Below are 13,312 nucleotides of genomic sequence, written 5' to 3' on the forward strand. Positions count from 1 at the left end.
GCAAATTTATAATTTTTTTTTATTACAAAAAATTAAAGCTTATGAAATTTAAAGTTCAAGTAAAGTTATATTAACAATTTTTAAAGTGCGTTTTTTTGTAAACAGTTAGAATAAAGATATTTAATAATATCTTTATCTTCTTGAGTCGGTTGTTTATTTCTTCTTAACATCACCTTTTCCATTACGTCATAAACTTTTTCTAATTGAAATAGTGGTGAATCCTTTTTACCACCCCAAGAAAATGAATCTATAAGCTTAGGTGGGAAACCTGGCAAAAAGATATTGGAGGATACACCCACCACAGTTCCGGTATTGAATTGCGTATTTATTGCAGATTTTGAATGATCACCCATAATTAACCCCGCAAATTGTAATTTAGAATCTATAAACTTTGAGGAATGATAGTTCCAAAATTTGACTTCCGAATAGTTGTTTTTCATATTCGATGAATTTGTGTCTGCGCCTAAATTACACCATTCTCCTAATATAGAATTTCCAAGGAATCCTTCGTGTCCTTTGTTAGAATATCCTGAAAAAATACTATTACTTACTTCTCCGCCAACTTTAGAGTAGGGGCCAATAGTTGTTCCTCCATAAATCTTAGCTCCCATATTGATTTTAGAACCTTCACCAAGCATTAATCCTCCTCTAATCATGGAGCCTTCCATAACTTCAGAATTTTTATCTAAATAAATTTCACCTTCTTTCGTATTTATGATTACATGTTCAGCCACAGCTCCTTCTTCAATAAAAATTTTTGAAGTATCCCCAATGACTCTGACAGTTTCTGACAAAGGACAAGATTTTCTGTTTTGAGTTATTAATTGAAAATCGTATGTTATAGCTAATGAATTATAAGTAAATAAGTCCCAAGGATATTGGATATGGAAACTAATATCATCTATGTAATTTTTTTTACAGTTAGAGAATTTGAAATCTTCGTAATTACAATTTGCAGCTATTAATTTTTCATTTTGGTATAAGGCTTCTCCTTGTTGCAAGTTTTTAATTTTAAAAATTAGTTCTTGGTTAGGGAAATAGGCTGGGTTAATAAAGAGGTTAAGATCCTTTATTTTTGCAGGATATTTTTTGGACAAATATTCTTCACTGAGAAAAGATACGTTAGTGGTTTCTAATATTCTCTTCCATCTTTCAGTAAAGGATAAACCTCCCATTCTAAGCTCTGCTACTGGTTTTGTGAAAGTTAGAGGTAACAAATTATTGCGCTCTTCTCCATCAAATAAAATAACGTTCATAGTGGATTATTTATTCTTTCAAATATAATCATTTGCAACGAATGAAATTTATTAAGAAAAATATAAAAACTAAGGGATTGTAAATTCTGCATTTGTATTCGGATTTATTTACCTTTGAATAAAAACTTAAATATGGAAATAGCAATTATAGCTCATGATGGTAGAAAAGCAGATATGGTTGCCTTTTTAATGTCTCATTTAGAAGTTTTGCAACAGCACAATGTACATTTAATAGCAACGGGAACCACAGGTACTTTTGTTGAAAGTGCAGGGTTAAAAGTTCAAAAATTTAAGTCCGGGCCTCTAGGGGGCGATGCTCAAATTGCTGCCCGTGTGGTAGACGGACTAACTAATATGATTATTTTTTTTAGAGATCCGTTAGGTAAACACCCTCATGAGCCAGATGTTAACATGCTTCTTCGATTATGTGATGTGCACAATATACCATTAGCTACGAATAAAGCTACTGCTGAAATTCTTATTAATTCTTTAGGAAGTATGAAAAAAGAAAAACAGAAATGACTTTCACAAATAAAAAAAGGTTCAAAATCGAACCTTTTTTTATTTAGATAATTTATCTTATTTACTTTATTTTTTCTTGCTCAAACTTCCTAGATGCATCATTTACAGCGTTTATAGCTTCATAAAATCCATTATTTATTTCATTTAAAAGTTGTAGCTGTTTACTATCAGTACCTTCCTTTGAACTTATATCTATCAATTCTTTATATTTAACTGTAATAATTTCTTTATATTGATTTAAACTCTTTAAGGTTGCATCTTTAAATGAAGAATCTCCTTTAAAATCGCCTATTTTAGTTATTTCTTTAATAACTTCATTTACATTTCCTTCCCATTTAGCCCTTACTTCTTCTGCCTTCTTTAAATCATTAGAAGTCATTGCTGAATTCATATTTTTTTGATCTTCCTGTAATTTATTTAAGGAGTTCATAATTTTATTATTATACTCTACAGGGTTTTGTCCAGAACAACTTACCATAAGAAACAGAACACTTAGAACACCTAAAAATTTAACTGCTAATTTTTTCATATACTTAGTTTTTAGGCAAAACTACATCATTTTTTTTATTAAAAAAAAATCTCTTTTTATAAAAAATTTTGTCTTAGATATTCTAATCCTTCTGAAGCACCTTTATTTATATAGATTATTTCTTTGTTCCATAAATGATCGATGGGTTTTGGATCTATAACAATAATTTTGCAATTTTTGGGCGCAAATTCAATTAATGAGGCAGCAGGATAAACTTGAAGTGAGGTTCCTATAATTAAAAATATATGGGCTTCCTGTGTTATTTTTATAGCGGTTTCCATTAAAGGGACGCTTTCGCCAAACCAAACAATGTGTGGGCGAAGTTGTGCTCCATCTTCTGCAAGATCACCCATTAAAACATCTTCAGAAGTCTCATAAATTAAACTTTCATCTTGTACGCTTCTTATTTTAGTTAATTCACCATGTAGGTGAATGATATTTGAAGAGCCTGCCCGTTCGTGAAAATTATCTACATTTTGAGTGATAATTGTGACTTCAAAATTTTTTTCTAATTCTTGTAATAAAAAATGTCCTTGATTGGGTTTGTGATTTTTTAATTCAGCTCTTCGTTTATTATAAAAATCTTGAACTAAGTCAGGATTTCTATACCAGCCTTCGATGGAGGCTACATCTTCCACCTTATAATTGTTCCATAAACCGTTGGAGTCTCTAAATGTACTTAAACCGCTTTCAGCACTCATTCCGGCACCAGTAAGAACAACTAATTTAGATTTCATTACCTATTTTTTTAAATTTTTGAAGGTTTGTATTCCACATTGCAAAAATTTCTTAAAATCCTCTTTTTTCATGTATCCAGCAACAGGATAGTTTAATATTTGGTTGTCCGGGGTAACCAAAACATAAAAAGGTTGTGAATTGGAATTAAAATTTTCTTTTTGAAAAACCGACCATTTATTTCCAATGGTTTTAATTTTTCTACTTCTACTATCTTTAAGTTGAACGACTATTTGCTCCTCTTCAGGCAAAGATTCTGAATCATCTACGTATAAAGAAGCAATAATAATATCGTTGTTTAGTATTTGCCAAATGTCTGCTTCACTCCAAACAAATTCTTCCATCTTGCGACAATTTTCACATCCAAATCCTGTGAAGTCTACTAAAATAGGTTTATTTTGTTCTTTGGCTATCTTTAATGCTTCAAAATAATCGTGCTGTATAAATAAACCTAAGATGCCTTGCTCTTTATCTTTCTTATATATACTTACATTTAATGGGGGAGTTAGTCCACTTAGTAATTTTAAATTTGGTTTTTGAGATGGAAATAATCCGGGTATTAAATAAATTCCTATTAAAAAGAATAAACAGCTCCATATCTTTCTACTAGTTCCTATCTTAGATTTTTTGCTGTCGTGTGGAAACTTAATAAATCCTAATAAATATAAAGCGGTTGCAAATGCAATAATGATCCAGATGGCAATGAATATCTCCCTTTTTAATAAGAAGGTTTTAGCAACTAAATCAGCTTTAGAAAGGAATTTAAAAGCCAAAGCCAGTTCAACAAAACCTAATACTACTTTTATAGTATTCATCCAACCTCCAGATTTAGGCATGCTCTTAAGTAAATTAGGAAATAGAGCAAACCCTCCGAATACTAGAGCCCAAGCAAGTCCGCATCCAGAAAAAGCCATAGTAAGCTGTGTAGGGTTTTGAATGGATTGGGCTAAAATGCTACCCAATACAGGACCTGTACAGGAAAAAGATACAATAACTAAGGTTAATGCCATAAAAAATAAACCCAAGATCCCACCGGATTCTGAAGCTCGGTCTGATTTATTTGCCATCCAGCTAGGAAGAGTTATATCATAAAATCCAAAGAAACTGAATGCGAAAACTATAAAAACTATAAAAAAGGCTAGGTTAAGCCAGACGTTGGTGGATATCTGATTGAAAATATCGGAATTAATTCCATTAATTAAATGAAAGGGCAGTGTAAAAATTATAAAAATGAATAGAATGAAAAAGGCATATATTAATGCGTCTCTTTTACCTTTTTTATTGGAATTTTTAGTAAAATATGAAATGGTTAAAGGAATCATTGGATAAACGCAGGGAGTTAACAAAGCAATCAATCCGCCTAGAAAACCAAATATAAATATCCAAAGGTATCCTTCGTTTTGGATGATTTTATCCCCACATTCTTTATTTATGGGGTTGTCAACATCCAAATTAGCGATTATTATATTTTTATTTTCTGAATCTGAAGTATTACTAATGATTTTAACTTCTTCAATTTCTGGATTGTTTTTAGAGTTAAAAGTATCTTTAACTATATTTTTACTTGGCGATACTATTTTATTTATATCATTATTGGATTGCTTTGATACAGTTAAATTTTTTTCAGGTTCAATTTTTAAAATGAAGCTTTCACCGTCTGGAGAAAGACAAATTTTATCATTACACAATTGGTAGTCAACGTCAGCTTCTAGGTTTAAAGGAATGTCTTTTAATATCTCAAACTTCTGGTGATATTCTACTTTGTTTTTATAGTAGACAATGTTAGCTTTAAACGCTTGGGAATATTCTTTAATCTTTTGCCCAACTTCTTGTGTTTTTCCTATTAATTTAATGTTAGGATTTGGAATGAATTTAAAAGTGGTAGGGATAACAATTCCTTCTTCAGCATCTGCAGAATACAAATGCCAATGGTTTTCAATATTTGCCGTAAAAACAGCTACGTATTCTTTATCTTTTAAATGTTTAATTTCTGATTTCCAATGAATAGGATTCTCTATTTGTGCTTGAATGAAGCCTGTTATTAATATAAAGATCCAAAGAATTTTTTTCATATATATTTATTATTTTTGATTCTGAAAGTAGTGAATTACTACAAATGTAAAATACTTTTTTATTAATAAATTACTTTAATAATTTTTTAAGATAAGGATATGTTTCTTCTAACTATTTTTCCTGTAGGGGTTCTTTGAAATTTTTCTATAAAGTAAATTTCTCTAGGCTTTTCATATTTATGATTAAAATTAAAATTTTGAATTAATTCTTCTATATAAGGCGATATACATCCCTCAATAACGAGTATAACCTTATTTCCTAAAATGGGATCTGGTTGGGATGAAATTATAAACTCATTAGGAATAATAGTTTTTAATTGCTTCTCTACTTTTTCAGGATAAATTTTTATACCCCCAGAGTTGATAACATTATCCAATCTTCCTAGCCATTCAAATTCATTTTCTGAATGCATTTTTACTATGTCGTTGGTAATAATTTCCTCATTAGAGAAAGGTGTTTTTATAGTTAAACAACCTCGATCATCTAAATCTATTTTAGTATTAGGTAATAATTTAAAACTTTCTTCCGGATTTTTAGAAACCTTCTTTAAAGCAATATGAGAGATGGTCTCAGTCATACCAAAAGACTCATATATGTTGTTAGTAGAGAACTGATTCAATTGTTTGTATAAGGGGGCGGGGATTTGTGCGCCCCCAATAATTAGTTTTTTTATTAAATGAAGTTTATCTAAAGAATGTTCCACTTGCATAGGAGTCATAGCTGAAAAGGAAATTTCATCCGTAATGTTCTTCAAAGGATTGGAAGATGGCGGTATACAGAGCAATTTTAATTTCCAAACGATGGCTCTTACAAGCATCATTTTGCCAGCAATATACAAGGCAGGCATACATAAAAGTGCGGAATCATTTTCTTTTAAATTTAAAAATTTCCCGGTCATTTCAGCACTTTTTACCATAGCTTCTTTGGTGAGCTCAATGGTTTTAGGGATTCCGGTAGAGCCAGAAGTGTTGGTTTTTATTATTTCAGAGTTATCATACCATTCTGTTAAAAAACTAACTATGTTATTTAGCCAAACTTCATGGGTAGGAATTTTATTAAGATGTATTTCTTTAGAAAAGTCTAATTTTATATTACACATGTAATTAATTCCTAATTTTTAAAGATTGTAATATAACCGATCACCTCGAACTTCTAAATTGGAAGGGAAATTATTAGTATAAAGACCTCCGGTTCCTAGACCTTGGGGTAGAGAATTATTTAAAGTTGCTGTCCATTGGGCTATAGCATTTAAACCTAAATTTGATTCTAAGGCAGAGGTTATCCACCAACCAATTTTATAATTCTTAGCCAAATCTATCCATTCTTTTGAACCTTTAAAGCCGCCTACTAAGGCTGGCTTGAGTATAATATATTGAGGCTTCACTTTTTTTAACAATATTTCTTTATCCGTTAAAGAAAATTTTCCAATTAATTCTTCATCCAGAGCTATAGGTGTGGGGCTAATTTTGCATAAATCTGCCATTAGTTCTATCTGTCCAGCTTTAATAGGCTGTTCTATGGAATGAATCTGTAGACTTGCTAATTGTTCTAATATTTTTGGGGCTTCTTCAAAAGTAAATCCACCATTGGCATCCACTCTAATCTCTAATTTATGAGCCGGGAACTCTTTTCTTAAACTTTTTAATATTGAGTATTCTCCTTCCCAATTAACACCAATTTTTAACTTTATACAATCGAATTTTTGTTCAATTTTATTTTGAATCTGTTCTCGCATGAAATCCAAATCTCCCATCCATATTAAACCGTTGATCTGAATTCCCATGTTCCCATGAATGAAATCTGATTCAAAAAATAATCCACTTTTTTTATTTTCAATTTGCAGAAATACTTGTTCTAAACCAAATTGAATAGAAGGAAATTCTTTACATGAATCTATTAAATAATCTTTATCCTCATTTATATGTTTACAAACCCAGTGTAATTTATCTTCGTATTCAAGTTCTGAATCTGCACTTAGTCCCTTAAATAAGGCGCATTCCCCAATGTATTCTTTTTCAAAATACTTAACATGTAGTAGATAAGTAGTTTTACTTTTTAGAACTCCACGCGAAGTTCCTGCGGGAGTTTTAAATTGTAAATCATAAGAATGAAAACTTGCTTCCATTTAACAAAAATACTTACTGTAAAAAATAAAAGAGATATAAATCTATACTTTTTCTCTATTATAGTATCATTTTATTGCTGTACCTTTAAATCATATAATATTATCAAAGATTTGTTATGCAGGATAATCGAAAAAAAATTCAAAGGTCAGCGCGTTTAATATATATACTTACTAAGTATGGTTTTGACGAATTAGTTATAAAAAGCGGTATCAGTAAATTAATTCCTGAATCATGGCAATCTAAAGAAGAGGGTATGAATAAAGTAGCCAAAGGAAAAACAATTTACGAAAGAATTCGAATGGCTATGGAGGAGTTAGGACCTACCTATGTGAAATTAGGACAGGTTTTAAGCACTATTGATTTATTTCCTGAAGAATTAATACAAGAGTTTAGAAAATTACAAGATCGAGTAGAAGCAGAAAACATTAATATTATTTCTAAATTAGAAGAAGAGTTAGGAGAAGATCCTAAGGAATTTTTTGAGGTTATAAATCCCAATCCAATTGCAGCTGCATCAATATCACAAGTGTATTTTGCTATTTTAAAAAATGGAGAAAAAGTTGTTTTAAAAGTTAAGCGAAGTAATATTCATAAAGTAATAGAATCTGACCTATTATTAATGAAGGATTTGTCTGTAATTCTTGAAAATAACTATGATTGGGCGAAGAGGATAAATCTAGTTTATATCATTGATACTTATGAAAAATCAATTTTACAAGAATTGTCTTTTTTGAAAGAGCTTGAGAATATTGAAAAATTTTCGAAGAATTTTGAGAATAATCTCTATATACATGTACCTAGGACTTATAAAGAATATTCCAACAATAATATTCTATGTATGGAATATATTGAGGGTATTAAAATATCTGACAAAGAAGAGCTTATAAAACAGGGTTTTGATCTAAAAGAATTAGCGATTCGAGGGATAGACCTGTATTTAAAGCAAATTATCGAGTATGGTTTTTTTCATGCTGATCCTCATTCAGGGAATATATTTGTTTTACAAAATAGAAAAATTGTGTACATAGATTTTGGTACCATGGGTATGTTAATGCCGTCTGATCAAGAGCAAATAGAAAATATGCTTATTCATGTAATTAAAAAAGATGTACCCAAAATAATTACTAGTATAAAATCAATAGCAATTAAATATTCAATTCCGGATGAAAAGCAATTAGAAAGAGATATTTATGAGCTTTTAAATTTTATTGATCAAAATTCCTTAAAAGATATAGATTTAAAGGCTTTGATTGAAAAACTTTTAAATATTTTAAATAAGAATGAGATTTTAATGCCCTCACATATTTATTTGCTCGGAAAGGGGGTTCTACTTATGGAAGGCATTGGTAGAAATCTATCTTTAGACTTTAATATTATTGAAAGTATAGAACCTTATGTATTAAAAATTATACGTAAAAGGCTGAATCCCAATTATCTTTTATCTAAAGGTATTCATAGTTTGCAAGAGATTAGTAGCGATATACTATCAATTCCCAACGAGTTAAAAATTTTTATAAAAAACGCTAACGAGGGAAAATTTAAAATTCTATACGACTTTGAAAATAATAATAGTTTTATAAAAACAATACATTGTTTAACATTATCCTTGATAGTTCTATCGTTGCTAGTTAGCTCTGCTATTCTATCTTTATCTCCATTGCCTCCATTTTTACTTGGAATACCTGCACTCTCATTTTTTCTAATGAGTTTTGGGTTAATAATTCTTTTATATCTTCTATACACGATAAAAAAAGGAAAATAAAAAATAAGCAGCTAATTAATTAGCTGCTATTTATTGCAATAAAATTAATTTTATTGCAATAGTTTTTCTCAAAATTATTTAACTTAAGAATTAAATACATGGTAAAGATAATAATATATTTAATTTATCCTAATTATTAATTAAATTATTTTTTATTTATTTAAAATAGTATAATAAATAATTTATGTTATTCTCTTAATTTAAAAACTATTAGAAGTAATGATATGCCAAATTTAAAAATATCTATTTTTGTTTTTTAAGAACTAATTAATTTAATACAGTTGTATACCGTATCAGACATTAAAAAAAAATTAGCAAGTTATTGCGCTTATCAAGATCGTTGCCATTGGGAAGTGGAAGAAAAGTTGAAAGAATATTATTTTTTAGATGATGAGGAAAAAGGGGGGATTTTAGTATGGTTAATACAAAATGATTTTTTAAATGAAGAGAGATTTGCATTGTCTTATACAAGGGGGAAGTTCAATTTAAAGAAATGGGGAAAAATAAAGATTAGACAAAAACTTAAACAAAAAAAAATTCCTGAACGTTTAATCTTATTAAGTTTTGAAGAAATTGATGAGCAAGACTATATAAAATCATTAGAAAAGATTGCAGAGACTAAATGGAATTCTTTAAAGAATGAATCCATCCTAATTAAAAAAAAGAAATTAATCAGCTATCTAATCCAAAAGGGATATGAATTTGAATTGATTCAAAACTCTATAGATTCTTTGGTTAATAAAGAATAACAGAATTTCAATATAATTTATCTAAGGTGAGAATTAAGTTAATAATTGTCTTAAAAATATCAATTCAGAAGTAAATCAAATATTTTTAATTTTAAAGGTGCATTAAATATCTTTGATTTTTTCCGTTAAGAAATTTAGTGAACAGTAATCGTGCCTCCCAATATAGTTTTTTGTTGAACCTCAGCGCTACCATAAATATCAATATTCCCTCCTGCGCGTGTGGTAGCAATTACACTTTTGGAAGCATATATCACCGAATTTCCTCCTGCTGTAAGGTTAATGTTTGCATTATCTGAATTTAAATTCTTAGCCAAATATTTTCCTCCGGAAGTAATTAAAATATTTTGATCTATGGTATTACCAGAAGCATTTATCACTCCACCGGAATTAACTCTTATATTCAACTCTTCTACATTTAATGTAAGAGTAATTGCGGCTCCTTCTTTTGCGTTTAAAGTAAGTGTTTGAGATTCAATCTCTTCTTCGCTTTTTACTGAGGAGCCTTCGCTTGTTTCAATGTTGTTAATTTCAGAGTAATAAATTTTAACAACTGTGTCATCCCCACTTAGAAGATTTAACGTAGACATACGTACTTTTAATTCTCCATTTTTATTAATAACTTGTACATCTTCAGACTTGTTTCCAAAAATCTCAATTCTTGGACTTTCTGAGCGTATTAAAATTACGGGTATTTTATCGAAAACTCGCAAAGAAGTAAAATCACCTACATTCTTAATAACTTCCGTTTGTCCCAAGCATACGTAAGATACAATAAAAAAAATGGGTATTAAAAAGGATTTGCGCATAAAAATTTTTTATGTTATATTAGATACAAAAACTAAGCCACTTGATTGGATGATTAAGTTTCGTGCATATTTATGTATTGAGATAAATTCATATTAGGTAAAAATATTTGTATGCTTGGGGATATATAACCATGCACAAATAAATAGTCAATTTAAATAAAAAAAGATTTAATAACTTTGCATATATGCCTGATATAATCCGATTGTTGCCAGACAATGTATCTAACCAAATCGCAGCGGGAGAAGTTGTTCAACGACCGTCCTCTGTGGCTAAGGAATTATTAGAAAACGCTATAGATGCAAATGCTAAACAGATACAATTAATGGTAAAAGAAGCCGGAAGAAATCTCATTCAAGTAGTGGATAATGGTATGGGCATGAGTGCTACGGATGCACGTATGTCTTTTGAAAGGCATGCAACATCAAAAATAGCAAATACTGAAGATATCTTTCACATAAAAACCAAAGGTTTTAGGGGAGAAGCTTTGGCCTCAATTGCAGCTGTATCTCAGGTTGAATTAAGAACCAAAAAAGAAGAGGAGGAAGTAGGAACTCAGATTATCATTGAAGGAGGACAATTAATAAGTCAAGAAGTTATTCATACACCCACAGGCTCATCTTTTCAAATTAAAAATCTTTTTTACAACGTTCCAGCACGAAGAAAGTTTTTAAAATCGAATTCTGTTGAATTTAGACATGTATTGGATGAATTTCATAGAGTCGCTTTGGCTCATGAAGATATTCAATTTCAGTTGTATAACAATGGAGAGGAACTATTGAGGTTGCGTTCCGGGAGTTTGTTACAAAGGATTTCAGATATTTTTGGGAGGAAAATACAAAACTTGTTAATTCCCATTTCTGAAGAGTTGGAATGGGTAAGGCTTAGCGGATTTGTAGGAAAGCCAGAGAGTGCAAAAAAAACAAGAGGAGAACAATTTTTATTTGTGAACCATAGATTTTTTAAGTCTACTTATTTTAACAAAGCGGTGCAAGATGCTTTTGAAGGGCTGATTCCTCAGCGTTACTTACCATCCTTTTTTCTTTATATTGAAATTGATATTGAACGCATTGACGTTAATATTCATCCTTCTAAAACAGAGATAAAATTTGAAGATGAATCGTCTATTTATGCATTGCTTCGAACAGCTATAAAAAAATCTTTAGGGGTTTACCATGTAGCACCAAGTTTGGATTTTGAACAAAATCAGGATTGGGTATTTTCAATTCCCAAAAAAGATAGCCCGATAGAAGAACCCAAAATAAAAATTAATCCGGCATATAACCCTTTTAAGGAAAATTCTAAACCATTTACGAAGGCGGAAAAATTGAATGTAACGGAATTTTATTCAAGCTTTAGAAACGATGATATTACCAGTGATTTATTTGACGCTCCATCAGCTAACAACGAAGAAAATTTTTTACGATTAATGAATGGAAGGTGGATGATTGAACATAAGGGGCAATTATGGTGTATTGATCCCTACCGTATACATCAAACCATTTTATATAATAAGTATATAAAAAGTATAAAAAATCATGCCCTTAGTCAACAACTTTTATTTCCTTTAGAAAGACCGGTCTATGACTTGGAAAAAGAAAAATTAATTTCTATACAATCCAAGTTATTTGCTCAGGGATTTGATATGCAGATTGAAGATGATTTGTTAACGATTACTGCAATTCCTTCTGATATTTTGCAGGAAAAAGTTTTGGATATTATAGAAGAATTGTTATATCAGCTCACTGAACATTCAGAGGAAGAATTTTCGGTTTTCTTTAGTAAATCTGTTTCAAAAGTTTCAGCAAAAAAAAGGAATGAATTTATTCAATCTTCACAAATACGTCCGATTTGGGAAGAATTCAAAAATTTAGAAATGCCTTATTTGAATCCGTTGAATAAAAAAAATTACGAAATTATAAGTATTCCTAATTTTGAATAAATAAGATAGAAAAATAATGAATAGATATATACCCCCAGTAACTAAAAATTTACTAATATTAAATACCATTTTTTTTGTTGGTAAATTTCTATTGCTTATGCAAGGAATTGATTTAGACGTTGTTTTGGGAGCTTTCTTTCCGGCGTCTCCTAATTTTAAATGGTACCAAATCATTTCTCATATGTTTATGCATGGCAATTTCATGCATTTTGTGTTTAATATGTTTGCCCTTTGGATGTTTGGGTCTGCGGTGGAAAAAGCTTTAGGAATAAAAAAATATCTGATCTTGTATTTCGTATGTGGATTAGGCGCTTTCGTCTTATATAATCTAGTGAATTTCTATGAATACAAAAAAATCTATGAAGTTTTAATAGAACAAGGAGCACCTTTAGGAGAGCTGTACAGTTATACCAAGCTAAGTCCAATAGAAGCTAAAAATATAACTATCACAGATGTTAAAGAATGGCTTAATGCTATGCCTTCGGGGGTAAATGTGCAGTTATTATTTGAACTGTTTAGGGGGTGGAGAACTCCAATGATAGGAGCTAGTGGAGCTATATACGGGGTGTTGGTGGCATTTGGAATGATGTATCCTAATACTGTTTTAATGTTACTTTTTCCACCGATACCCATGAAGGCTAAATTTTTTATACCTATAATGATAATATTAGAATTATTCTTTGGTTTTCAAAATCAACCAGGAGATAATGTAGCGCACTTTGCACATTTAGGTGGCGCAATATTTGGATTTTTTCTAGTAAGGCATTGGTTGAAAAATAGGTATCGATGGAATTAAGGTTAACTACATATATAA

General features: G+C 30.1%; 12 protein-coding genes. 5 read left to right on the forward strand and 7 right to left on the reverse strand.

Annotated elements, in window-relative coordinates; genetic code table 11:
- Window positions 1–80: 80 nt before the first annotated feature.
- A complete protein-coding gene (locus tag ETU10_RS03880; RefSeq protein WP_146310029.1) occupies window positions 81–1,256 on the reverse strand; it encodes a GlmU family protein in 1,176 nt (391 codons plus the stop codon).
- A gap of 132 nt (window positions 1,257–1,388) precedes the next feature.
- On the opposite strand from ETU10_RS03880, the gene ETU10_RS03885 reads away from it, so the two are divergent.
- A complete protein-coding gene (locus ETU10_RS03885; protein WP_146310031.1) occupies window positions 1,389–1,778 on the forward strand; it encodes a methylglyoxal synthase in 390 nt (129 codons plus the stop codon).
- 61 nt (window positions 1,779–1,839) lie between these two features.
- Here the strand turns inward: ETU10_RS03885 and ETU10_RS03890 are convergent, their stop codons facing one another.
- The 5 genes from ETU10_RS03890 to ETU10_RS03910 form a co-directional block, all read right to left on the reverse strand.
- Window positions 1,840–2,307 carry an LIC11966 family surface protein gene (locus ETU10_RS03890; protein ID WP_146310034.1) on the reverse strand — a complete coding sequence of 156 codons (468 nt, stop codon included), beginning with the start codon at window positions 2,305–2,307 and terminating at the stop codon, window positions 1,840–1,842.
- Window positions 2,308–2,363: 56 nt separating this feature from the next.
- The gene (locus ETU10_RS03895; RefSeq protein WP_146310036.1) at window positions 2,364–3,044 is read right to left on the reverse strand and encodes an SIR2 family NAD-dependent protein deacylase; all 681 of its coding nucleotides are present in this window, start codon (window positions 3,042–3,044) and stop codon (window positions 2,364–2,366) included.
- A 3-nt stretch (window positions 3,045–3,047) separates the two neighbouring features.
- Window positions 3,048–5,114: a protein-disulfide reductase DsbD family protein gene (locus tag ETU10_RS03900; protein WP_146310038.1), complete on the reverse strand. Its 2,067-nt coding sequence runs from the start codon at window positions 5,112–5,114 to the stop codon at window positions 3,048–3,050.
- Window positions 5,115–5,200: 86 nt separating this feature from the next.
- Window positions 5,201–6,214, reverse strand: a complete 1,014-nt coding sequence (locus tag ETU10_RS03905) for an AMP-binding protein (protein WP_146310041.1) — start codon at window positions 6,212–6,214, stop codon at window positions 5,201–5,203.
- A gap of 18 nt (window positions 6,215–6,232) precedes the next feature.
- On the reverse strand, window positions 6,233–7,240 hold the full coding sequence (locus tag ETU10_RS03910) for an o-succinylbenzoate synthase (protein ID WP_146310043.1): 1,008 nt from the start codon (window positions 7,238–7,240) through the stop codon (window positions 6,233–6,235).
- Window positions 7,241–7,356: 116 nt separating this feature from the next.
- On the opposite strand from ETU10_RS03910, the gene ETU10_RS03915 reads away from it, so the two are divergent.
- Together ETU10_RS03915 and ETU10_RS03920 are read left to right on the forward strand one after the other, a co-directional pair.
- Window positions 7,357–9,003, forward strand: coding sequence for an ABC1 kinase family protein (locus ETU10_RS03915; protein ID WP_146310045.1), 1,647 nt, complete (start codon window positions 7,357–7,359; stop codon window positions 9,001–9,003).
- A gap of 281 nt (window positions 9,004–9,284) precedes the next feature.
- Window positions 9,285–9,752, forward strand: coding sequence for a regulatory protein RecX (locus ETU10_RS03920; RefSeq protein ID WP_246118415.1), 468 nt, complete (start codon window positions 9,285–9,287; stop codon window positions 9,750–9,752).
- A 134-nt stretch (window positions 9,753–9,886) separates the two neighbouring features.
- Here ETU10_RS03920 and ETU10_RS03925 read toward each other — a convergent pair whose 3' ends face one another.
- Window positions 9,887–10,558, reverse strand: coding sequence for a head GIN domain-containing protein (locus tag ETU10_RS03925; protein WP_146310049.1), 672 nt, complete (start codon window positions 10,556–10,558; stop codon window positions 9,887–9,889).
- A gap of 185 nt (window positions 10,559–10,743) precedes the next feature.
- On the opposite strand from ETU10_RS03925, the gene mutL reads away from it, so the two are divergent.
- Together mutL and ETU10_RS03935 are read left to right on the forward strand one after the other, a co-directional pair.
- Window positions 10,744–12,498: a DNA mismatch repair endonuclease MutL gene (gene mutL, locus ETU10_RS03930; protein ID WP_146262043.1), complete on the forward strand. Its 1,755-nt coding sequence runs from the start codon at window positions 10,744–10,746 to the stop codon at window positions 12,496–12,498.
- A 16-nt stretch (window positions 12,499–12,514) separates the two neighbouring features.
- Window positions 12,515–13,294, forward strand: a complete 780-nt coding sequence (locus ETU10_RS03935; protein WP_146310051.1) for a rhomboid family intramembrane serine protease — start codon at window positions 12,515–12,517, stop codon at window positions 13,292–13,294.
- Window positions 13,295–13,312 lie beyond the last annotated feature (18 nt).

Origin of the sequence: Apibacter muscae (assembly GCF_007845595.1) — a bacterium.
GTDB classification, from domain to species: domain Bacteria; phylum Bacteroidota; class Bacteroidia; order Flavobacteriales; family Weeksellaceae; genus Apibacter; species Apibacter muscae.